This is a genomic window from Amycolatopsis anabasis (genome assembly GCF_009765355.1).
Classification (GTDB): Bacteria; Actinomycetota; Actinomycetes; order Mycobacteriales; family Pseudonocardiaceae; genus Amycolatopsis; species Amycolatopsis anabasis.
In genome coordinates, this window is the sequence record NZ_VTHK01000039.1 from 33,335 (window position 1) to 54,222 (window position 20,888).

Below are 20,888 nucleotides of genomic sequence, written 5' to 3' on the forward strand. Positions count from 1 at the left end.
GTCATTGTGGCTTCGTCCATGAGGCGCGCTGGCGGCGCAGCTCGGCGCGGGCCAGTGCGCTCTTGTGCGTCTCGTCGGGCCCGTCGGCGAATCGCAGGGTGCGAATACCGGCGTAAGCCGCTGCGAGCGGGAAGTCCTGGGACAGCCCGCCGGCACCGTGGACCTGGATGGCCTTGTCGAGGATCCACTGCACGGTGACCGGCGTGGCGATCTTGATCGCCTGGATCTCGGTGTGCGCGCCCTTGTTCCCGACGGTGTCCATCAGCCAGGCCGTCTTGAGCACCAGTAGACGCAGTTGCTCGATCCGCACGCGCGCTTCGGCGATCCAGTCGCGGACGACGCCCTGGTCGGCGAGCGGCTTGCCGAACGCGACCCGTTCGTCCGCGCGGGCGCACATCAGCTCGACGGCTCGCTCCGCGACGCCGATCGAGCGCATGCAGTGGTGGATCCGGCCGGGGCCGAGCCGTGCCTGCGCGATGGCGAACCCGTCCCCCTCGCCGCCGATGAGGTTCTCGGCGGGCACCCGGACGTCGGTGAAGGTCAGCTCGGCGTGGCCGCCGTGGTCGTGGTCGTCGTAGCCGAAGACTTCCATGGCGCGTTCGATCGCCAGCCCGGGAGTGTCGCGCGGGACGAGGATCATGGACTGCTGCCGGTGCCGGTCCGCGCCAGGGTCGGTCTTGCCCATCACGATGAAGATCCGCGCGTTCGGGTTCATCGCCCCGGTGATCCACCACTTGCGGCCGTTGACGACATAGGAATCCCCGTCGCGCTCGATCCGGGTGGCGATGTTCGTCGCGTCCGACGAGGCCACGTCCGGCTCGGTCATCGCGAACGACGAACGGATTTCCCCGTCCAGCAGGGGTTTCAGCCACCGCTCGCGCTGGGCGTCGGTGCCGAACATCGAGAGCACTTCGATGTTCCCGGTGTCCGGGGCCGCGCAGTTCAGCACCGCGGGCGCCAGGTGTCCGCTGCGGCCGGTGATCTCGGCCAGCGGCGCGTACTGCAGGTTCGTCAGGCCACCGCCGTGCTCACCGGGCAGGAACAGGTTCCACAGGCCGCGCCGCCGGGCCTCGGCACGGAGTTCGGCCAGCACCGGCGTCGAGTCCCACGCCCACCGGTTCTCCAGCGCGGCCAACTGTTCGGCGAAAACCGGTTCGGCCGGGTGGACGTGGCTGTCCATGAACTCGAGGAGGACGGCTCGCAGCTCTTCGGATTTGGCGTCGAACGAGAAGTCCATCAGCGGTTCTCCTTGAGGGCGGTGAGGCCGGCGTCGAGCAGGAGAGGAACGGTGTCGCCTATCTTGTCGAAGCCCGCGCCGACGGTCTTGCCGTGCAGGTGGCGGTAGTGGATGCCCTCACCGATCGCGGCCAGTTTGAAGGCCGCGAGCCCGAGGTAGAACCCGAACCGTGACAGGTCGCGCTCGCTGCGCGCGGCGTAGCGGTGGATGATGTCCTCTTCGGACAGGAAACCCGGCGCCGCGGCGACGTCGGTGACCGCCTCGCTGCGGAGCAGATTCCCCAGCCGGTGGTAGAAGACCATGAGCGCCAGGTCGGTCAGCGGGTCGCCCAGCGTGGCCATCTCCCAGTCGAGCACCGCCGTCGTGACGTCGGAGTCGTCCACCAGCAGGTTGTCGAGCCGGAAGTCGCCGTGCACGATTCCCGCCGCCGTCTCCGCCGGGACGTCGGCGGCAAGCAGGGCGTGCAGCTCGTCGGCGGCGGGCAGGTCCCGGGTGCGGGAAGCGTCCAGCTGGGTCTTCCAGCGACGCACCTGCCGCTCAAGAAAGCCCTCCGCGCGCCCGAAGTCCGCCAGCCCTGCCTCGGCCGGGTCGACCGCGTGCAGCGTCGCCAGCGTGTCGACCAGTCCCTGCGAGATGATCCGGGTCCGGTGCGCGCCAAGGCGTTCGAGCTCGGCTGCCCGCCGATAGGGCGTTCCCGTGACACGTTCCATCACGTAGAACGGCGCACCCAGCACGTCGTCGTCCTGGCACAACGCGTAGGTCGCCGGCACGGGCACGGCGGTGTCCCGTAGTGCGGACAGCACACGGTACTCACGCGCCATGTCGTGCGCGGTGGCCAGCACGTGCCCCAGGGGCGGACGGCGGACGATCCACTCGCCGGTCCCGTCCATGACGGCGTAGGTCAAATTGGACTTTCCACCGGCGATCACCGTGGCGGACAACCGCCCGCCCGCGCCCGGGATCGTGGTGGCGAACCAGCGGCCGAGCCGGTCGAGGTCGAGTCCGGGCGGATTCCCGGGCATCACGGCACCAGCAGGCTGACGGTCTCGGCCACGCACGCCGGTTTCTCGCTGCCTTCGACCTCGACGGTGACCCGGGTGGTGGACCGGTAGCCGCCACCGCCTTCCGCCACGGACAGCAGTTCGACGCCGGCCCGCACCTTCGAGCCGACCGGCACCGGTGACGGGAAGCGGACCTTGTCGGAGCCGTAGTTGACGCCCATCGTCAGGCCCACGACCCGGTAGACCTCCCAGGCCAGCATCGGCACCAAGGACAACGTCAGGTAGCCGTGCGCGATGGTGCTGCCGAAGGGACCTCGGCGCGCTCGTGCGGGGTCGACGTGGATCCACTGGTGGTCGCCGGTGGCCTCGGCGAAAGTGTCGATCTGGTGCTGGGTGACCGTATGCCAGCCGGAGTGGCCGAGGTGGGTACCGACCGCCTGCCGCAGCTCGTCGATGCTCCGGTAGATCTTCACGCCTTCGGCCCTCCGGCGACGTAGAGCACCTGGCCGGAAACGAACCCGGCGCCTTCACTGACGAAGAACGACACGGCGTGCGCGATGTCGTCCGGAATCCCGGTGCGGGACACCGGGATCTCCGCCGCGACGGCCGTCTTGAACTCCTCGAACGGGACGCCTATCCGCGCCGCGGTGGCCGCCGTCATCTCCGTCTCGACGAACCCCGGTGCGATCGCGTTGGCCGTCACCCCGAACCTGCCCAACTCGATGGCGAGGGTTTTGGTGAAACCCTGCAGTCCGGCTTTCGCCGCGGAGTAGTTGGCCTGGCCCTTGTTGCCCAGCGCCGACGTGCTGGACAGGTTGACGATCCGGCCCCAGCCGGTCTTCGTCATGAAGCCCTGCGCCGCGCGGGTCATCAGGAACGAGCCCCGCAGGTGCACGTTCATCACCGCGTCCCAGTCCTCGCTGGTCATCTTGAACAGCAGGTTGTCGCGGATGACGCCGGCGTTGTTGACCAGCACGACCGGATCACCCAGTTCTCCGGCGATCCGCTCCACGGCGGTCCGCACGCCGGGCTCGTCGTTCACGTCCAGGCCGACGGCGATCGCCCGGCCGCCCTTGGCCTCGATCTCTTCGGCGACCGGCTTTCCCGCGGCCTCGTCCAGATCGACGACGGCCACGGAGAATCCGTCGGCGGCCAGGCGCTTCGCCACGGCGGCGCCGATGCCGCGAGCCGCCCCGGTGACGATGGCTGTCCGGGTGAAGGTCATGGGTTCGCTCCATTTCGTAGCGGTGGGCGGCATCACGCGCCTCCGACGAGGGTTGCGCCGCCGTCGACGACCAGGAGTTGCCCGGTGATCCAGGCAGCGTCTTCGGAAAGGAGGAAGGCCACGACACTCCCGATGTCCTCCGGGACACCGAGGCGCTTGAGCGGGTAGGCCGCGGCGACTTCGGCTTCGCGGCCCTCGTAGAGCTTCGTGGCGAACTTGGTCTTGACGACGGCCGGCGCGACGGCGTTGACCCGGACGTCCGGACCGAGCTCGACCGCCAGCTCTTGGGTGAGGTGGATGAGCATCGCTTTGCTGGCGCCGTAGAAGCCGATGCCCGGTGCGGTTTGAATCCCGGCGACCGAGGATACGTTCACCACCGCGCCGCCGTGGCCGGACATCCACGCCCGGTGGACCTGCTGCACCCAGGACAGCGCCGAGAGGCAGTTGACCTCGAAGATCTTCCGGGCCACATCGAGGTCCAGTCCGGCCAGCGGGCCGTACACCGGGTTGATGCCGGTGTTGTTCACCAGCAGGTCGGCGCTGCCGAAGGCGGCGACCGCCCGCTCGACGACCTCGGCCTGATGGTCGGCGTCGGCCGCGTGGCCGGCCAACCCCAGTGCGTGCTCCGGTCCGCCGAGCCCGGCGACGGCTTCGTCCAGTGCGTCTTGTTTTCGGGCGGTGATAACGACTTTCGCGCCGTCGGCCACGAGTCGTTCAGCGACTGCGAGTCCGATCCCGCGGCTGGCCCCGGTCACGATGGCCGTCTTACCCGCGAAGCGCCCGGTCATGACAGGCGCTCCAGAACCATGGCCATGCCCTGGCCGCCGCCGACGCACATGGTCTCCAGGCCGAACTGCTTGTCGTGGTACCGCAACGAGTTGACCAGGGTCGTCGTGATCCTGGCACCGGTCATGCCGAACGGGTGACCGACGGCGATCGCGCCACCGTTGACATTGAGCCGGTCGAAGTCGACGCCCAGCTCCCGGGCCGACGGGATCACCTGCGCGGCGAAGGCTTCGTTGATCTCCACGAGGTCGATGTCGCCGATGGTGAGACCGGCCCGGCCGAGGGCCTGCTTCGACGCCTCGACCGGGCCGAGGCCCATGATTTCCGGCGACAGCCCGGTGACGCCGGTGCTGACGACGCGCGCCAGCGGCGTGATGCCGAGCTGTTTCGCCTTCGTGTCGGACATGACCACGACGGCCGCGGCGCCGTCGTTGAGCGGGCAGCAGTTGCCCGCCGTGACCGTGCCGTCCGGGCGGAAGACCGGCTTCAGCCCGGCGACCGCCTCCATGGTGACGCCCGCGCGCGGGCCGTCGTCCGCGTCGACGACCGTCCCGTCGGGCAGCGTCACCGGAGTGATGTCGCGTGTCCAGAAGCCGTCCGCGATGGCTTGTTCCGCCCTGTTCTGCGACCGCACGGCGAAGGCGTCCTGCTCCTCGCGGCTGATTCCCTTGAGCTGGGCGACGTTTTCCGCGGTCTGCCCCATCGCGATGTAGACGTCGGGCAGTGCGCCTCCGGCGCGAGGATCACCCCAGGTCCGGCCGCCTCCGGCGGACTCCTCCGTGCGCGCCTGGGCGTCGGCGAACTTCGGGTTCATGGTGTCCGGCCAGCCGTCGGCGTTGCCCTTGACGTACCGGCTGACCGTCTCGACCCCGGCGGAGACGAACACGTCGCCCTCTCCCGCCTTGATCGCGTGCAGCGCCATCCGCGTGCTTTGCAGGCTCGAAGAGCAGTAGCGGTTGACCGTGGTCCCGGGCACCGAGTCCAGGCCGGCCAGCACCGCGACGGCCCGGGCCAGGTTGAACCCGGACTCGCCCGCGGGCTGTCCGCAGCCCAGCACCAGGTCGTCGATGTCCGCCGGATCGAGTTCCGGGACCTGGGCCAGCGCCGCCTGAACAATGTGGACGGTCAGGTCGTCGGGACGCATTTCGACGAGCGACCCCTTGCTCGCCCGGCCGATCGGCGAGCGTGCGGCGGCGACGATCACGGCCTCGGGCATCGATTCTCCTTGCTACACAACTAAGCGCTTGCTTATCTCGACGAACGGAATGGTGCCCCGGATTCCCCAGCCCCGCCGATCCGTGGCCCGAACGGCGCCCGGGTGGGGGATCCGTCACGAACTTTCCGCGCCGAGTTCGGCCGTGAACCCCGCTGGGACGAGCACGTCCTCGCGGGTCAGCTCGTGCACGCCGCCCTTCCCGAGCGCCAGCAGTGTCGAGTCGATTCCGGAGCGCAGCACGTCGAGGACGTTCTCCACTCCCGCCTGGCCGTTGGCCGCCAGGCCCCACAGGTACGCGCGTCCGATGAGCACGGCGCGGGCACCAAGGGCGAGCGCCTTGACGACGTCGCTGCCCCGCCGGATCCCGCCGTCCAGCAACACTTCCACCTGGTCGCCGACGGCGTCGGCGATCGCCGGCAGCGCCCGGATCGTGGCCGGGGTGCCGTCGAGGTTGTTGCCGCCGTGGTTGGACACCGAGATCGCGCTGACGCCGGCGTCGACCGCGCGACGGGCCTCGTCGACCCGGATGACGCCCTTGAGCAGGAACGGCCCGTCCCACTGCGCGCGCAGCCAGCGGACGTCGTCCCAGGACGGCGGCGGCGTTTGCATCCACTGGCCGTACGCGCCGAAGAAGGTCGGCGCCGCTTCCCCTGGCACAGCCATGTTCGGCACGCTCAGGTCGGGCAGCCGCCGGGTCCTCGCGTAGTCCAGCAGCCACCGCGGCCGCGTCAGCCCCTCCGGCGCGAACCGCAGCAGCTCGCGGAAGGTGAGCCGCTCGGGGATACGCGGGCTGCCCCAGTCACGGCTGTGTGAGAACGACCAGTCGAGGGTGAGGATGATCCCGGCCGCCCCGGCGGCGCGGGCGCGTTCGAGCCGCCGCTGGATGTCGTCGCGCGTGCCGGTCCAGTAGATCTGGAAGTACGTGTTCGGGTTCGCCGCGACCACGTCCTCGATCGGCTTGCTGCCAAAGGAGCTCAGGCCCATCGACGTCCCGCGCGCGGCAGCGGCCCTGGCGACCGCGACCTCACCGTCGGGGTGCACGGCCTGCACGCCGGTGGGCGAGATCAGCACCGGCAGTGCGACGTCGCGGCCGAGCACGTGCGTGCCCAGCTCGCGCTCGCCGGACAGTCCGGCCGTGCGCGGCGCGAGCCCCAGCTCGTCGAACGCGGCCTGGTTGTCGGCGACCGTGAGGCCCTTCTCCGAGCCCGCGATCAGCGCGGAGTAGACGGAACCGGGGATCCGCTTCTTCGCGCGCCGCTGGGCTTCGGTGACGGACTCGAACCAGGCGTTCATCGTTTTCCCTTCGGGTCGAAACGCAGCGGGCGCCGGACGAAGGCCGGCCGGACCGGTGCGATGGTGCGGTGGGTCAAACATCCGGCCCAGACGCCGGCACCGTAGGCGAGGTCGTCGGCGATCGCGGCCGCGGTGTAGCGGACGGGATCCAGTCCGGGCCTGCTCCGCACCCACGCGGTCAACGGGGGGCCGAGCAGCAGGGACGCCACGGCCGCGCGGCGCCCCCACCCCCGTGGCACCAGCAGTGACACCAGCAACGGCGCCGCGAACTGGGTGCCGTAACGGCCGCAGCCGAGCCAGGTCTGGTGGACGGCGGTGGCCATCGCGCGCACGACGCCGTCGGCCGGGACGTCGTGCGCGCGCAGGGTGCGGACCATGCCGCCGACCGAGCCGCCGAACGCCAGCGCGGCGAGCAGCGGGCGGCGGGCCAGCGACGCTCCGACGGTCAGCGCGGGCCACGGGTGCAGCACCAGCGGCGCCATCACGTCCGGGTGCCGCAGTGCGAGTGGCGCGGCCGACGTGCCGTAGCGGGCCCGGCGGCCGAGGATCCCCTTCCAGGTCGCCGGTTCATGGTGGTGGACGTGGACGTCCGGGACGTACCGGATCACCCGGCCGGCGGCGTGCAGCCGCCAGACGAGGTCGACGTCCTCGCCGACACGCAACGCCGGGTCGAACGCGCCGGCGTCCCTCAGCGCGGCCCGGCGGGCCACCAGCGCGGCGGTCGGCACGTACGGCACCCGGGTCCCTGGCGCGACCCGGGCGGGCCGGTCGCCGAGGTCGAGGCTGCTCGCCGCCCGTGTGTACCGCCCCGCCCAGGTGTCCGGGGCCAGGGCCCGCACCCGGGGCGCGACCGCGGCGACGAGCGGATCGGCGAAGTGCGCGGCGAGCCGGTCGGCCCAGCCTTCGGTCGGCACGCAGTCACTGTCCACAAAGGCCACCAGATCGGTGGAAACGTGGTCCAGCGCGGTGTTTCGCGCCGCCCCAGGGCCACCGTTGACGTCCCGGCGCACCAGCTTCGCCCCATGCGTGGCGGCGACGGCCGCGATCGCGGCGGGATCGGCGGAGCCGTCGTCGACGACGAGCACGGGGTGCCGGCCGTCGAGCCCGGCGAGGCAGCGCGTGAGCAGCTCGGCCCGGTCGCGGACCGGCACCACGATCGTCACCTCCGCGGGTGTGTCCGGCTCGGGCGGCACCGGGTGGGCGAGCCCGGCGTCGGTGAGCCGCCGGGCAAGCACTCCCCCGGCATGGGAGGTGACCGGCCCGCCGGCGAGTTCGCGCCAGGCCGCCCGGCCGGCCGCGGTCAGCCGCACCACACGCGCCGGGGAGCCCCCGAACACCAGCCCGTCGGCCACCTGCCGGGTGTTCTTGTCGAGGTCGATCCGGAAGCCTGCCGGCACGGGCGTCACAGGGCCAGCCCTCCGTCCACCGGCACGACCGCACCGGTCATCGCTCCGCTGTCCGGGCCGGCGAGGAATGCCAGCACCGCGGCCACTTCGCCGGGGCCGAGCAGTCGGCGGACCGGTTGCTGGACGGCGAACACGGCCGCTTCGGGCAGCCCGTAGAGCCGGGCGCTCTCCGCCAGGATCGGGGTGTCGGTCGAGCCGGGGCTGATCGCGTTGGCGGTCACGCCCGTGTCACCGAGTTCGGCGCCGAGGGCGCGGACGAGTCCGGCGACGCCGGCCTTCGCGGCGCAGTAGGCGGCGAGCATCGGCAGGCCGCGGGTGGCCGCGGCCGAGGCGACGGCGAGGAACCGCCCGGTTCGCGGCCGCGGGCGGCGCAGCAGCGCGGGCACGGCGGCTCGGGCGAGGTTGACGACGCCGTGCAGGTTGACCTCGAGCACGGCGCGGTCCCGGTCCGGCGGCATTTCCCAGAGCGGGGCGCCACCGGCGATCACCCCCGCGGCCCCGATCGCGACGTCGAGCCCGCCCCACCGGCGTTCGGCGTCGGCCACCGCCGCGGCGAGCGCGGCGGGATCCCGGACGTCGGCGACGTACGCTTCGGCCTCGCCGCCGCGCCCGCGCACCGCCTCGACGACGGCGGACAGCTCGGCTTCGCTCCCCAGCGCGTACGGGAGCACGGGATCGTCGGCAGCCCGGTCGACGGCGAGTACCGCGTACCCTTGGCTCGCCAGGCGCGACACGGTCGCGGCGCCGATCCCGCGGGCCGCGCCCGTGACCAGGGCCGTCCGCGCACTCATCGCGAACCCCAACCGTCCACTTGGGACACCAGCTCGGCGACCAGGCGAGCCAGCAGCCTCGCGCCCTCGTCCGCGGTCGCGCGGGTGGGGTCGCCCAGCACGCCGGTGGCCGTCACCGCCCGCACCCCGCCATCCCGCAGCAGCGGTAGCAACTCACCGAGCGGACGCCGGTCCCCCGCCACCGCCCGCTCCATCCGGACACTTCCCGGCCGCACCGCCAGCTGCAGCGCCGTTTCCGGCCGACCGGCGTGCGGGTCCCCTGTCCACCGTGGCTGGAAGACCTCGACGTTCCTCGACTCCGCCCGCAGCCGGGCCACGGCGCGCGCGACCGGCCCCGCGTTGCCGCCGTGCGCGGAAACGAACAACAGCCGCCGGAACGTCTCGGCCGCGGACCGGCCCAGCTCCACGAGCAGAAGCTCGGTCGCCTCCTGCCCGATCGACAGCGTCCCGGCGAACCCGGCGTGCTCGCCGCTGGAGCCGTACGCCACCGGCGGGGCGATCAGGACATCCGGGCGTTCGGCGGCGAGCCGTTCGCACAGGACGAACGCGACGTCGGTGTCGGTGGTCAGCGGCAGATGCGGGCCGTGTTGTTCGGTGGCGCCGACCGGCACGGCCAGAATCGCTCCGGATGCCGCCCGATCCGCCACCTCCGGCCAGGACAGGTCCGCCAGCCGCATGGTTCAGCGCCCCCGCGGGGTGAACCCGGCCAGGGGGTTCTCGTCGCAGGCCCGCTCCGGCGGGCGCCGCATCCCGATGGTCACCGGGACCGGGCGCCGCCGGTGGGAGTGATCCAGCGACGGCTTCGGAACGCTCCCCGCGGTGACCGAGGCGAGTGCGGCCTCGCCGAAACCGCGGACGCATTCGGGATCCGGGCCGTCCAGCGGAAGTCCGGTGAAGAACTTCGCCGCCATACAGCCACCCCGGCACGCGTCGAACGCCGAACACGATGTGCACGCGCCGCCGCTCTGCGGGCTGCGTAACTCCGTGAACAGCTCCGATTCCCGCCACACCCGGGCGAAACCGCCGTCGCGAACATTGCCCGCGAGGAAGGTCTCATGGATGGCGAACGGGCAGGCGTAGACGTCGCCGACCGGGTCCACCAGGCACACCACCCGCCCGGCCCCGCACAGGTTCAGGCCGGGCAGCCCGCCGTCGCCATAGCCTGCGAGGTGGAAGAACGAGTCGCCGGTGAGCACGTTCTCGCCGCGCGCCACCAGCCAGTCGTAGAGCTCCCGCTGCTGCGCGGCGGTCGGGTGCAGCTCGTCCCAGACGTCCGCGCCGCGGCCGGACGGGCGCAACCGGGTGATCCGCAGCTGGGCACCGTACCGATCGGCGATGGCCTTGAACTCGTCGAGCTGCCCGGCGTTGTGCCGGGTGACCACCACGGAGACCTTGAAGTTCGCGAAACCGGCCTCGGCGAGGTGCTCCATCGCCCGGATCGCCGTGGCATACGAACCCGGGCCGCGGACGTGGTCGTTGACCGCGGCGGTGGCGCCGTCGAGCGAGATCTGGACGTCGACGTAGTCGCTCGCCGCCAGGCGGCGTGCCACCCCGGGCGTGATCTTGATGCCGTTGGTGGAGAACTTGACCCCGACGTGGTGCTCGGTGGCGTAGCCGACGAGCTCCCAGAAGTCCGGGCGCACGGTGGGCTCGCCGCCCCCGATGTTGACGTAGAAGACCCCCATCCGCTCGAACTCGTCGATCAGCGCCCGGCACTCGGCGGTGCTCAGCTCGCGCGGATCCCGCCGTCCCGAGGAGGAAAGGCAGTGCACACAAGAGAGGTTGCAGGCGTAGGTCAGTTCCCAGGTGAGGCAGATGGGCGCCTCGAGCCCGTACTGGAATTCGTCCACAAGGGACATCAGGACCTCCTCGGCTGGATCATCCGCGACGCGGCCAGTGCGGCCAGCGCGGCGCGGTAGCGCGCCAGCTCCGGCGACCGGATCCCGGCGCCGTCGCACGCGGCGCGGGCGGTCGGGTGCTCGGCCAGCGACCGGACGACGGCCAGCAGCGCCGGGCTCTTGAGGAACGACAGGCGGCGGGTGCCGAAGTGGTAGAGCAACGCCCCGAACCGCTCGGGCCGGACGGCGACCCGTTCGTCCAGGCGCCAGGGTGCGTCGAGGTCGAACGGGGCTCTGTCAGTAGACACCGCACATCCCGTCGATCGAGACCTCTTCGACCAGCAGGTCCTCGGCCACTTCGAACTCCTCGCCGTCGGGAACGGCGGCGGAGGGCTCGGCGATCTTCTCGGTCATCGTGACTCCTTGGGTACTTCGACAATTTCGTTTCTGCGTGCTCCACCGTCAGAGTTCGGCGACCGTCACGTCACGGCACAGCGGTTCCCGCCGCGCGACGACGTCGAACCAGGCACTCACCTTCGGGAGTTCGTAGGCGTAGAAATACCGCATGGCGGCGATCTTCCCCGGCGCTTCGGCGTGGGAACTTCCCGCTGCCGCGACGGCCAGGTCCAGCAGGATCCAGGCGAGCACGACATGACCGAACCCCTGCAGGTACGGTGTCGCGTTCGCGAGCGCGTCCACCGGGTCCGAAGTGGACCAGGCGTCGTCGGTGACCGTGCGCACTCGCTGCCATCCGGCGGCGAGGTCGTCCGCGTGGCCGGGGAAACCCGCCTGGCGGGCCGCGTCGGCCGTGGCCCGCACCTTCCTCCCCAGCTCCGCCAGGTTGGCCCCGTCGCCGACGCGGACCTTGCGGCCGAGCAGGTCGAGCGCCTGGATTCCGTGCGTACCCTCGTGGATCATGTTGATCCGCTGGTCACGCCAGTACATCTCCACGGGGAAGTCCCGGGTGTACCCGGCGCCGCCGAGCACCTGGATCGCGAGGTTGTTCGCTTCCAGGCACCATTCGCTCGGCCAGCTCTTCACGACCGGTGTCAGCAGTTCCAGCAGCATTCCGGCCGAGCGTGCTTCCTCGGCCGATCCGGTCCGCTGGTCGTCCAGGAGGCGAGCCGCGAACAGCCCGAGCGCGACGGCTCCCTCGGAGTAGGCTTTCTGGGCGAGCAGCATCCGCTTCACGTCGGCGTGCTCGATGATGGGCACCTGCGGCCGCGTCGCGTCCTTGCCCTGAGCGGTCAGGTGCCTGCCCTGGCGCCGTTCCTTGGCGTAGTCCAGCGACACGGCGTAGGCGGCCAAACCGACCGCCGCGGCGCCGAGCCCGATTTCGATCCGCGCGGCGTTCATCATGTGGAACATCTGGCGCAGGCCGTCACCGGGCCGCCCGACGAGGTACCCGATCGCCCCCTTCCCGCCACGCGGCTCGTACGTGCCGTCGCCGAAGGCCAGCGCCGCGTTCGGGATTCCCCGGTTGCCGAGTTTGTGGTTCAGGCCGATCAGCGCCACGTCGTTGCGCTCGGTCGGTGCGGCGTTCTCGTTCACCAGGACCTTCGGGACAATGAACAGCGAGATCCCGCGCGTGCTGGGATCGACGGCTCCGTCCGCTCCCGGGATCTTGGCGAGGACGAGGTGGACGATGTTCTCGGTGAGCTCGTGCTCGGCCGAGCTGATCCACATCTTGTTCCCGGTGATCCGGTAGCGCGGGCCGAGCGGGTCCGTCTCGTGCCCGGCGCCGTCCGGGACGGCACGGGTGGTGATGTCCGACAGCGACGAACCGGCTTGGGGCTCCGAAAGGCACATCGTGCCGGTCCATCGGCCGGCCAGCTCCGGGAGCGCGAAAACCCGTTGCTGTGTCTCAGTTCCGTGCGCCAGGAGAAGTGATGCGTTGGCGTCGGTCAGCATCGAGGGAATGAGGTTGGGGCCGGACGCGGTGAAAATCAGGCGGGTGGCCAGGTCGACGGTCCGGGGCAGCTGCATTCCGCCGTGTTCGGCGTCGTGCGCGGCGGAGAGGAAGCCGAAGGAACGGTAGGCCTCCCACGCCTCGTGCGTGGCCTTCGGCAGGAGCACCCTGCCGTCGTCCACGAACGGTTCTTCCAGGTCGCTCACGCGCGCCGCCGGTTCGAAGCAGTCGGCGGCGATCTCCGAGGCCGCGCGCAGCAAGTCGTCGACGGTTTCCGCGGAGTGCTCCGCGTAGTGAGGCCGCTCGAACAATGCCGTCACGCCGAGCCATTCGTGCAGCATGAACTCCAAAGTGGACACGAGTTTCCGCTGCAGTACCGTCTTGGTCACGGGTTCTCTCCTGGGTTCCGAAGGTTCACGGGTGGCCGCACGAGGATCGACTCGAACGCCGGGCGTTCTTCCTGAGCAATCGGCCGTGGTCGGCGACGGTCCACATCCCACATCACGAGCGTGGCCGTCGAACGGGCGCACGGGCGCGAAGCGACCGACAAGGTCTCCACCACCTCGAAGCTGGATGTCCCGATCGCCCGCACAGCCAGCTCGACGGTGACAGCGCCGTCATCGCGCCTGACCTCGTGCAGATAGTCGATGCGCTGGGTCGCCACCACGTAGGCCGGATAGGCCAGATCGAACGCCTCCAGCATCCAGGCCGCACGGGTCTCCTCGAACAACGCCAGGTATGCCGTCGCGGTGAGATGGCCCAGACCGTCGATATCGCTGGGACGTAAGCGAAATTCTCGCTGCCACATATCAGGCCACTCCCGCGGCGTCGACCCACGGAACCTGATTCAGGACGGCCTGCCGGTAACGCGCCAGCGACCGCGGCGCGTTGACGCAGAGCGCGCCGCGGAGCACACCGTCGCGGCCGAACAAGGCCGTCATCGACGCGTCACCGGTCTGCCTGACCTCGACGCGGTCCGCTCCGTCGGCGCGGCCCACGAACCGCACCTTCGCCTCGAACTGATCGGACCAGAAGTACGGCACGGGCGCGAACGCCCCGGTCTCGCCGAGCAGGCTCCGCGCCGCGTGGCTCCCCTGCTCGACCGCGTTGAGCCACTGCTCGACCCGCAGCTGTTCACCGAACAACGGGTTGTGCCAGCGCGCGACGTCACCCGCCGCCACAACACCGGGAACCGACGTCCGCAGGCTGCTGTCGCACACCACCCCGTCGGACACCCGCACCCCGCTGCCTTCGAGCCAGCCCGTCGCAGGAGCGGCGCCGACCCCGGCCACCACCACATCCGCGGCGAGCACCGTGCCGTCCCGCAGGGTCAGCTTGGTACCGCCGTCGGATTCTTCGACGTGGTCCAGCGCCGTGCCGCAGTACAGCTCGACGCCGTTTTCCGCGTGGTAGTCCCGGAACCAGCCACCGGCCTCGTCACCGAGGACACGTGTCAGTGGGACCGGCGCAAGCTCCACCACGGACACGTCCAGCCCGAGCCGACGCGCGGTCGCCGCCACCTCCAGCCCGATGAATCCGGCACCGATCACCACGAGATGCCTGCCGGGCACCAGTTCCTCGCGCAGCCGGGCGGTGTCCGAAATGGACCTCAGCGCGTGCACACGCCCGAGCCCTGCCAGGCTGCCGAGCGAGCGAGCCGCGGAGCCGGTCGCGATGACGAGACCGTCGTAGGTCAACCTGCGGTCATCTTCGAGAACCACCTCGCGTGCCGTGGTGTCCAGCCCTGCCGCGGCGGTGCCGAGGCACAGCCGGACGCCATGGGCCGCATACCAGTCCGGCTCCTTCAGCCTGAGTTTTTCCCGATCCGGCCCCGCCAGCAACGCTTCCTTCGACAAGGGCGGCCGGTCGTACGGCAGCTCCGTCTCGGCACCGACGAGCGTGATGTCGCCCTGGAAACCGTTGCCCCGCAACCCTTCGATCGCGTGGACCGCGGCCAGCGAGGCGCCCACTATCACGACCTGGCGCATCGCTTCAGCCGTTCTCGAGCACGATCACGTTGGCCGGGCAGGAACGCACCGCGCGCTCGGCCTCGTCGCGCTGCTCGTCCGCGGGGTGCTCCTGCAGCAAGATCGCCTTGCCGGACGCGTCGTCGATGTCGAAGAGGTTCGGCGATTCCATCATGCAGCAGGCGTATCCCTTGCAGTTTTCAAGATCGACGGTGATCTTCAGCGCCATCACGGTTTCTCCTTGTCGATTCGTTGCACTGTGCTTCACGCGACCAGTCCCAGCTCCTGCGCGCGGCTGGCGGCCTGGGCACGGTTGCGGACGCCGAGCTTGCGGTACACCGCGCTCGTGTGCTGTTTGACCGTGTGCCGGGACAGGTTCAGCGACGCCGCCACTTCCGGATTGCTCAAGCCCGAGACGAGGTGACGCAAGACGTCCAGTTCGCGTTTCGAGAGCTGGACCGGCATGGGCACGGTTTCCTTGGGGAAGACTCGCGCGCCCTCCGCGACGCGCTTCACCGCCGCGACGAGCGCCGCGGTCGGCAGTTGTTTCGGCAACGCCGCCACGGCGCCGTGCACCAGCGCCAGCGCCGCCGACACCCGTCCCTCTCCCGACATCAGCACGACCCGCATGTGCGGCATCCGGGCTTTGAACTCCCGGCACAGCTGCAGGCCCGACCGGCCGCCCAGCGACGTGCTCACCAGCACGAGCTGCGGCTGGTGCCGCCGCGCCACCTGCCATGCCATCTCCGCCGTACCCGCCCCGAGGCACGACGCCACCCACGGCTCGTCCAGCAACACGGCACGCAATCCCGCCTGCAGCAGTTCGTGTTCCTCGACGACCAGCACCCGCTGTAACTGGCACCGGTCCTCCAGGACGGTCCGGACCCCACCGGGGGGAGCGATCCTCTCCACTGCCACCACTGTCATCAGGGCACCTCCGCTCTTCGTCGAACGGTCACACCGAGCCACCCGCCGGTCCTGCTCCGGCCAAAGACGCGAAAGAGGTTCACACACGGTTCCCTCTTCCGGCACCTCCCGTTCGGCATGGCGTGATCTGTGCTGTGCAGCCTGATCGCCCGTGACGTGCGCTACACCCGGGGAACTACGTGTACCGGTACCTGTTCACCGTCGCGTGACCTCGTCCGCCGCGCGTTCCCCGGAGCGCAGGGCACCGTCCATGCTCGTCTCCCACAGGTCCGCGGTGTGCTCGCCCGCGAAGTGAATCGGGCCGACCCGCTGGGCGAGCAGACGGGGCAGCCGGGGGTGATCGCCCCACGGCATCGACACCACGCCGCCGGCGTACTCCTCGCGGGTCCAGTCCTGGACGATGCCGCCGAGGCGTTCGGGATCGGTTCCTGTCGCCGCACGCACCAGCTTGTCCATGGTTTCGAGCAAGGACTCCTCGTCGCGCAGCGCGCCGTCCCCCCGGTCCGGGACCAGGCCATGCACCACGACGGTGTCCGCCGGGCCGGGCGGCCGGGCCCAGAGCAGGGCGATCGGTCCGTCGCTCGCCGCCGCCAGGCCCAGGCGCGCGACGATCTCGGAGCCGTGCGTGTATTGCGCGATCGCCTTGCCCCCTTGACTCATCGGCGTGGCCAGGAGCGCGTTGATCTTCCATTCGGGCAGTACCGGGTCGAAGCCGATCCGCAGCGTGGGAGTCACCGGGGTCGCGACGATGACATCGCGCGCGGTGAAGGCGTCGTGATCGGTCTCCACCGTCAACCGGCCACGCTCACGGCGAACGAGCCGGACCGGCTGTCCCAAGCGGACGTCAAGTCCCGTGGCCATCGCCGTAGCGAGGGAGTCGGTGCCGTCGGCGAGCATCCAGCAGATCTTGCCCACGTGCGGCGGTTCCACCATCGACATCGGGACCTGAGCGGCCTCGTGCACGGGGTTGTATCCGGCCTGCGCGCAGAATATCCGCCGGGCCGCCGGGGACAGGCCCGCGCGCGCCGCCCACGCCGAGAGGGTTTCGGCGGGCGACGGCGGGCTCGCGTCGATCGCCGCGCGGACTTCGTCGGCGATCTTGTCGCGTTCCGGTTCGGGAAGGAGCCGTCCGTCCAGCACCATGGTGACGCGCAACGGGGACGCGGCCGTGCGCCGTCCGTCCGGATCGGACGGGAACAGCGACAGCCGGGGTGTCAGGCAGATCCCGAGTTCGGCACAGGCCCGCAGGATCTTGTCCTGACCGACGTCGATGAAGGAGCCGCCGAGGTCTGCGGGCTGTCCGTGCCGCAACCGGTCGCGCACCGTCCGTGTGCGGCCTCCGACGTGCGACTGTGCTTCGAGGACGACCACGTCCTGGCCGGCGCGGCGTAGTTTGCGTGCCGCGGCGAGACCGGCCAGGCCCGCGCCGATGACGATCGTGCTCATGCTCGGACCAACTCCGAATCGATGGCGTCCGGCGAAAACCGGAGGGGCTGGCGGAGAACCTGGTCGGCAGCCCGCAGGCCGGAGCGGATCGCGCCCTCCATGGTTCCGCAGAAGCCGACGTCGGTGTAGTCGCCGGCGAAGTGCACGCGGCGCTGGAGGGTCGTGAACAGCGCGGCGAGCGGGGCGCGGACGCCGAAGCTGGGCATGGCGCCCATGCCCAGCGCGAGTGGGTCCGATGTCCAGTTCTTGCACCGGTTCGCGAGCCGGGTGACCGGGCCACCAACTGCCGTGCGGACCAGGACGTCCAGCGCGCCGACCGCCCTGTCGGCGGACTCGAGCAGATGCCGCTGGGTGCCGCAGAGGAAGCCGCTCACGACCGCCGGGCCGGTGGTCACGTAGGGGTTGCTCACCCAGATCGTGTTGACCGGGCCGTCGGAGAAGACGGCGTGGGCGATCGCCTCGCGCACGGCGTCACCTTCCGCGTACTGCCCGACCACCTTGCCGCCCGCGCACCGTTGCAACGACGTGAGCGCGCCCAGGTGCGACGCCGGGAGCGGCGGGTCGAACCCGATGGTTGGCAGGACGAAGGGCGGCACGGTCACGACGACCCGGTCCGCGGCGAGTTGCTCACCGTCCTCCAGCTCGACGTGGACCCGGCCGCCCGGCAGGCGGATCGCCCGCACGGGTGCCCGCAGGCGGACCTTCACCTCGCGAGCGAGCCGATCGGCCAGCCGCTGGCTCCCGCCCACGACGCGGCGGATGGCACCGACATGGCCCGAGGTGAGGTAGTGGGCGTCGACCTGGAACGGGTCGGACTGCACCGGCATCCGCGCGATCCCGGCCAGCGCGCCTCGGGCCGCGGCGGACAACCGCGCCCGGCGTGACCACTGCTCGATCACCTCGTGCGCCACCGGTGGCGATTCCCGGAGCGCGGCGCGGATCTCGTCGGCAACCGCGGTGAATCGCTTCCCGGTGAGCAATTCGCCGCCGACGATGATCCGTCCTTCGGCGAGGTAACCTTCCAGCGGAGTCTCCTCCGGCGACGTGTCCGGGCGCTCGAACCAGATCTCCTCCGACAGGGGTACACCGATCTCCTCGCAGAGACCGGCCAGTGTCCGGTAGTCCGGCGGGATGAGCTCCGCCCCGAGGTCGCAGTGCTGTCCGTCGGTAAAGCCTTCGCGCACACTGTAAGTGCGTCCGCCGACACGATCGCGCGCTTCGAGAACGGTGACGTCCGTACCGGCCTCGGCGAGCGCTTTGGCGGCGGTGAGGCCGGAAAGACCGGCGCCGATCACCAGAACGGAACCACCCTCGCGGTTCGTCAAAGTCATACGGTCAGCATCATCGGCGGCACACCGCGATCCCGGTGGTGCGCGGGCCGTTCTGCCCGGCTGGGGGATGATCGGCTAGGTGTTCGCCGATTGGCGCACGAACCAGCTCGCGATCTGGGTCCGCGTGGTGAAATCGAGTTTCGTCAGAATGCTTTCCACATGTCCCTCCGCGGTGCGCAGGGAGATCACCAGTTTTTTGGCGATTTCCTTGTTCGACAGTCCAGCGGCGACCAGTTCGGCGACCTCGCGTTGACGCCGCGTCAGCGCGGCCGCGCGCGGCGCGGATTCCGGTGCCTTCTGGACACGTTCGCGCAAGGCGAGCGCGAGCAGTTCTTCGACGGGCAGCGCGATGCCCTGTTCGAACGCCGCGTCGAACGCCGCGTCGCCTGCTTGTTTCCGCGCGAGGGATTCGTATTTCTTCCGCTGCCCGTCGAATTGTCGTGCGCCGATGCCCTGCCACAGCTTTTCGGCTCCCCCGAACAAGATTGCCGCCCGCTTGGTCTCGCTTTTGACCACCGCCGTCCACGCCAGCACTTCGAGCGCGAAAGCCATGCCCAAGGTGTCATGGACGACGCGTTTGATCTTCAGTGCCTCGCACAGATCGGCTTCCGCCCGGTCGTGCTCTCCTCGGAGCAGTTCCACGAAACCCTTCCCCCACAACGCGTAGGAGAGGTTCCACTGGTCGCCGTTCGCGGAGCAGTGTTCGAACAACTCGTCGAGGACGAGCGCGGCCGCGTCGACGTCTCCCGCGAAGATGTACGTAGCCCCCAGTTCGATCCGGAGGCTGTCCGAGTACTGGGGCTGCACCTCGGCCCGCTCGTACAGCTCCAGTGCCTCGGTGAACAGCGGGATGGCGCTGGCGGGGTCGGGGCTGAGCGCTTGGCGCATGCCCATCACGTGCGTGGCGTACGCGAGCGCCGCCGTGTCGTCGAGTTGCCGGGCCAGGTCATGGGCCCGCTCCGGGAACGTCGCGAGCGCGTTCCCGTCGCCGAGGAAGGCGGCGAGGTACCCGACGGTCGCGAGCGCCCACGCCCGCTCGTGGCTCGGTTCGCCGTCGAGCGCCAGCGCGCGGTCCAGCCAGAGCTTGCCCTCGGCCAGCGACGCGATCGCGCCCCAGAACCACGGCATCGCGGACAGGCGCAGGGCGACGCGCGCTTCACCGGGCTGCGAAACGGAATACTCCAGCGCGCGCCGCAGATTCGCGTGCTCCAGCAAGAGCCGGTCCGTCCACTCCTGCTGCCGGGGCCCGACCCATTCGTCGCCCGCCACCTCGAAGAGCCGCAGGCACCAATCCCGGTGCCGCCGCTCCAGCACCGCCTCCTCACCGGCCGCGGCGAGCTGGGCCTGCCCGTAGGCCCGGACGGTTTCGAGCATGCGAAAGCGAGCGTGTCCGGTGTGCGCCTCCCGGGTGAAGATCGACTTGTCCAGCAACCCGGCGACAGTGTCGAGCACGACCTCCGCCGGCAGGCTTTCGTCCGCGCACACCGCTTCGAGCGCTTCGATGCCGCATCCACCGGCGAAGACGGACGCCCTCGCCCACAGCGCCCGCTCGGCCGGCGTGCACAGGTCGTGACTCCAGTCGATGAGCGCCTGCAATGTCTGGTGCCGCTCCGGCAGGTTCCGGGTCCTCTCCCGCAGCAACGCGAACCGGTCGTCGAGACGGCGCAGGAGGTCGTCGACCGAAAGCACCCGCAACCGCACCGCGGCCAGCTCGATCGCCAGGGGAATCCCTTCCAGCCGTCGGCACAGGCGAACGACCGCCGCCTCGTTGTCCGCGGTCAGCGCGAACCCGGGCACCGCGGCCGCGGCCCGTTCCACCAGCAGCGCGACCGCCGGGTACTGGGTCGCGGTGCCCGGCCGGAACGGCTCGTCGGCATCCGGCACGGGCAACGGCGCGACGGCGTAGACGTGCTCACCGGTGATCTGGAGCGACTGCCTGCTGGTGGCGAGGATCCGCACGTCAGGTGCCGCTCGCAGCACCGCGTCCGCCAAGTCGGCGACCGCGGCCACCAGATGCTCGCAGTTGTCGAGGACCACCAGCGTCCGGGAGGCACGAAGATGCTCGCACAGTACCTCGACGGGTTCACGACTCGATTGCTCGCGAACGGCCAGCGCGTCCAGCACGGTGTGCGGCAGCAGAGCCGGATCCTCCAGCGCCGCCAGCTCGACCAGGCAGACTCCGTCGGGGAAGGCTCGCCTGGCGTCGGCGGCCACGCGGTAGGCGAGGCGGGTCTTGCCCACCCCGCCGATCCCGCTGAGGGTGACCAGGCGGGCGGTGGCGAGCAACTGCCGGACCGCGACGACGTCGTGCCGACGGCCCACGAAGCTCGTGAGATCCGCCGGCACGGTGGTCGGCGTTCTCCCTGACGGTGGAGCCATCGGTTTCCTGCGGGCGTCGACGACCGGGGCGAAGATCATGCTAGTTCCGCCGTTCCGGGATCGCCACCAGCAGGGGAACCGGGCCGCACTCGATCGGGCACCAGGTGTCCAGCTCCGTCCACAGTGAGAAAATCAC

At 70.7% G+C, this 20,888-nt stretch carries 21 protein-coding genes; all 21 read right to left on the reverse strand.

The window, feature by feature from the left end:
- Position 1: 1 nt before the first annotated feature.
- The gene (locus tag FXO23_RS36340) at positions 2 to 1,237 is read right to left on the reverse strand and encodes an acyl-CoA dehydrogenase family protein (protein ID WP_158890804.1); all 1,236 of its coding nucleotides are present in this window, start codon (positions 1,235 to 1,237) and stop codon (positions 2 to 4) included.
- Positions 1,237 to 2,259, reverse strand: a complete 1,023-nt coding sequence (locus tag FXO23_RS36345; RefSeq protein WP_158890806.1) for a phosphotransferase family protein — start codon at positions 2,257 to 2,259, stop codon at positions 1,237 to 1,239. The genes FXO23_RS36340 and FXO23_RS36345 overlap by 1 nt, the downstream gene beginning before the upstream one ends.
- On the reverse strand, positions 2,259 to 2,711 hold the full coding sequence (locus tag FXO23_RS36350) for a MaoC family dehydratase (protein ID WP_158890808.1): 453 nt from the start codon (positions 2,709 to 2,711) through the stop codon (positions 2,259 to 2,261). The genes FXO23_RS36345 and FXO23_RS36350 overlap by 1 nt, the downstream gene beginning before the upstream one ends.
- Complete coding sequence (gene fabG / locus FXO23_RS36355; RefSeq protein ID WP_158890810.1) at positions 2,708 to 3,463, reverse strand: 3-oxoacyl-ACP reductase FabG; 756 nt, start codon at positions 3,461 to 3,463, stop codon at positions 2,708 to 2,710. Before fabG ends, FXO23_RS36350 begins: the two co-directional genes overlap by 4 nt.
- Positions 3,464 to 3,495: 32 nt before the next feature.
- A complete protein-coding gene (locus FXO23_RS36360; protein WP_158890811.1) occupies positions 3,496 to 4,251 on the reverse strand; it encodes an SDR family oxidoreductase in 756 nt (251 codons plus the stop codon).
- Positions 4,248 to 5,465: an acetyl-CoA C-acetyltransferase gene (locus FXO23_RS36365; RefSeq protein ID WP_158890813.1), complete on the reverse strand. Its 1,218-nt coding sequence runs from the start codon at positions 5,463 to 5,465 to the stop codon at positions 4,248 to 4,250. The genes FXO23_RS36360 and FXO23_RS36365 overlap by 4 nt, the downstream gene beginning before the upstream one ends.
- A 114-nt stretch (positions 5,466 to 5,579) precedes the next feature.
- Positions 5,580 to 6,758 (reverse strand): pre-mycofactocin synthase MftD, encoded by a 1,179-nt coding sequence (gene mftD, locus FXO23_RS36370; protein WP_158890816.1) that lies wholly within the window; start codon positions 6,756 to 6,758, stop codon positions 5,580 to 5,582.
- The gene (gene mftF / locus FXO23_RS36375; protein WP_158890818.1) at positions 6,755 to 8,164 is read right to left on the reverse strand and encodes a mycofactocin biosynthesis glycosyltransferase MftF; all 1,410 of its coding nucleotides are present in this window, start codon (positions 8,162 to 8,164) and stop codon (positions 6,755 to 6,757) included. The genes mftD and mftF overlap by 4 nt, the downstream gene beginning before the upstream one ends.
- On the reverse strand, positions 8,161 to 8,955 hold the full coding sequence (locus tag FXO23_RS36380; RefSeq protein WP_158890820.1) for a mycofactocin-coupled SDR family oxidoreductase: 795 nt from the start codon (positions 8,953 to 8,955) through the stop codon (positions 8,161 to 8,163). The genes mftF and FXO23_RS36380 overlap by 4 nt, the downstream gene beginning before the upstream one ends.
- On the reverse strand, positions 8,952 to 9,632 hold the full coding sequence (mftE, locus tag FXO23_RS36385) for a mycofactocin biosynthesis peptidyl-dipeptidase MftE (RefSeq protein WP_158890822.1): 681 nt from the start codon (positions 9,630 to 9,632) through the stop codon (positions 8,952 to 8,954). The genes FXO23_RS36380 and mftE overlap by 4 nt, the downstream gene beginning before the upstream one ends.
- Before the next feature lie 3 nt (positions 9,633 to 9,635).
- The gene (gene mftC / locus FXO23_RS36390) at positions 9,636 to 10,814 is read right to left on the reverse strand and encodes a mycofactocin radical SAM maturase (RefSeq protein WP_158890824.1); all 1,179 of its coding nucleotides are present in this window, start codon (positions 10,812 to 10,814) and stop codon (positions 9,636 to 9,638) included.
- A complete protein-coding gene (gene mftB / locus FXO23_RS36395) occupies positions 10,814 to 11,101 on the reverse strand; it encodes a mycofactocin biosynthesis chaperone MftB (protein ID WP_158890826.1) in 288 nt (95 codons plus the stop codon). Before mftB ends, mftC begins: the two co-directional genes overlap by 1 nt.
- On the reverse strand, positions 11,091 to 11,207 hold the full coding sequence (gene mftA, locus FXO23_RS36400) for a mycofactocin precursor MftA (RefSeq protein WP_158890828.1): 117 nt from the start codon (positions 11,205 to 11,207) through the stop codon (positions 11,091 to 11,093). The genes mftB and mftA overlap by 11 nt, the downstream gene beginning before the upstream one ends.
- A 48-nt stretch (positions 11,208 to 11,255) precedes the next feature.
- Positions 11,256 to 13,091: an acyl-CoA dehydrogenase gene (locus FXO23_RS36405; RefSeq protein WP_246258236.1), complete on the reverse strand. Its 1,836-nt coding sequence runs from the start codon at positions 13,089 to 13,091 to the stop codon at positions 11,256 to 11,258.
- The gene (locus FXO23_RS36410) at positions 13,088 to 13,510 is read right to left on the reverse strand and encodes an acyl-CoA thioesterase (protein ID WP_158890830.1); all 423 of its coding nucleotides are present in this window, start codon (positions 13,508 to 13,510) and stop codon (positions 13,088 to 13,090) included. Before FXO23_RS36410 ends, FXO23_RS36405 begins: the two co-directional genes overlap by 4 nt.
- Position 13,511: 1 nt before the next feature.
- Positions 13,512 to 14,690 carry an NAD(P)/FAD-dependent oxidoreductase gene (locus FXO23_RS36415; protein ID WP_158890832.1) on the reverse strand — a complete coding sequence of 393 codons (1,179 nt, stop codon included), beginning with the start codon at positions 14,688 to 14,690 and terminating at the stop codon, positions 13,512 to 13,514.
- Between the two features lie 4 nt (positions 14,691 to 14,694).
- Entirely contained in the window at positions 14,695 to 14,898 is a 204-nt protein-coding gene (locus FXO23_RS36420; protein ID WP_158890834.1) for a ferredoxin, read from the reverse strand.
- A 35-nt stretch (positions 14,899 to 14,933) separates the two neighbouring features.
- Positions 14,934 to 15,596 carry a response regulator transcription factor gene (locus tag FXO23_RS36425; RefSeq protein ID WP_158890836.1) on the reverse strand — a complete coding sequence of 221 codons (663 nt, stop codon included), beginning with the start codon at positions 15,594 to 15,596 and terminating at the stop codon, positions 14,934 to 14,936.
- Between the two features lie 195 nt (positions 15,597 to 15,791).
- On the reverse strand, positions 15,792 to 17,042 hold the full coding sequence (locus tag FXO23_RS36430; protein ID WP_158890838.1) for a flavin monoamine oxidase family protein: 1,251 nt from the start codon (positions 17,040 to 17,042) through the stop codon (positions 15,792 to 15,794).
- Positions 17,039 to 18,445 (reverse strand): flavin monoamine oxidase family protein, encoded by a 1,407-nt coding sequence (locus FXO23_RS36435; RefSeq protein WP_343034548.1) that lies wholly within the window; start codon positions 18,443 to 18,445, stop codon positions 17,039 to 17,041. The genes FXO23_RS36430 and FXO23_RS36435 overlap by 4 nt, the downstream gene beginning before the upstream one ends.
- A 3-nt stretch (positions 18,446 to 18,448) precedes the next feature.
- Entirely contained in the window at positions 18,449 to 20,719 is a 2,271-nt protein-coding gene (locus tag FXO23_RS36440; protein ID WP_218952259.1) for a LuxR C-terminal-related transcriptional regulator, read from the reverse strand.
- Between the last annotated feature and the right edge of the window lie 169 nt (positions 20,720 to 20,888).

What these genes read in the sequence shown, in the direction of transcription:
- mftE (WP_158890822.1), bottom strand. Translation starts at nt 9,632, where the DNA reads ATGCGGCTGGCGGACCTGTCCTGGCCGGAGGTGGCGGATCGGGCGGCA.
- FXO23_RS36415 (WP_158890832.1), bottom strand. Translation starts at nt 14,690, where the DNA reads ATGCGCCAGGTCGTGATAGTGGGCGCCTCGCTGGCCGCGGTCCACGCG.
- FXO23_RS36340 (WP_158890804.1), bottom strand. Translation starts at nt 1,237, where the DNA reads ATGGACTTCTCGTTCGACGCCAAATCCGAAGAGCTGCGAGCCGTCCTC.
- mftA (WP_158890828.1), bottom strand. Translation starts at nt 11,207, where the DNA reads ATGACCGAGAAGATCGCCGAGCCCTCCGCCGCCGTTCCCGACGGCGAG.
- FXO23_RS36360 (WP_158890811.1), bottom strand. Translation starts at nt 4,251, where the DNA reads ATGACCGGGCGCTTCGCGGGTAAGACGGCCATCGTGACCGGGGCCAGC.
- mftD (WP_158890816.1), bottom strand. Translation starts at nt 6,758, where the DNA reads ATGAACGCCTGGTTCGAGTCCGTCACCGAAGCCCAGCGGCGCGCGAAG.
- FXO23_RS36430 (WP_158890838.1), bottom strand. Translation starts at nt 17,042, where the DNA reads ATGAGCACGATCGTCATCGGCGCGGGCCTGGCCGGTCTCGCCGCGGCA.
- fabG (WP_158890810.1), bottom strand. Translation starts at nt 3,463, where the DNA reads ATGACCTTCACCCGGACAGCCATCGTCACCGGGGCGGCTCGCGGCATC.
- FXO23_RS36410 (WP_158890830.1), bottom strand. Translation starts at nt 13,510, where the DNA reads ATGTGGCAGCGAGAATTTCGCTTACGTCCCAGCGATATCGACGGTCTG.
- FXO23_RS36345 (WP_158890806.1), bottom strand. Translation starts at nt 2,259, where the DNA reads ATGCCCGGGAATCCGCCCGGACTCGACCTCGACCGGCTCGGCCGCTGG.
- FXO23_RS36365 (WP_158890813.1), bottom strand. Translation starts at nt 5,465, where the DNA reads ATGCCCGAGGCCGTGATCGTCGCCGCCGCACGCTCGCCGATCGGCCGG.
- FXO23_RS36425 (WP_158890836.1), bottom strand. Translation starts at nt 15,596, where the DNA reads ATGACAGTGGTGGCAGTGGAGAGGATCGCTCCCCCCGGTGGGGTCCGG.
- FXO23_RS36380 (WP_158890820.1), bottom strand. Translation starts at nt 8,955, where the DNA reads ATGAGTGCGCGGACGGCCCTGGTCACGGGCGCGGCCCGCGGGATCGGC.
- mftC (WP_158890824.1), bottom strand. Translation starts at nt 10,814, where the DNA reads ATGTCCCTTGTGGACGAATTCCAGTACGGGCTCGAGGCGCCCATCTGC.
- FXO23_RS36420 (WP_158890834.1), bottom strand. Translation starts at nt 14,898, where the DNA reads ATGGCGCTGAAGATCACCGTCGATCTTGAAAACTGCAAGGGATACGCC.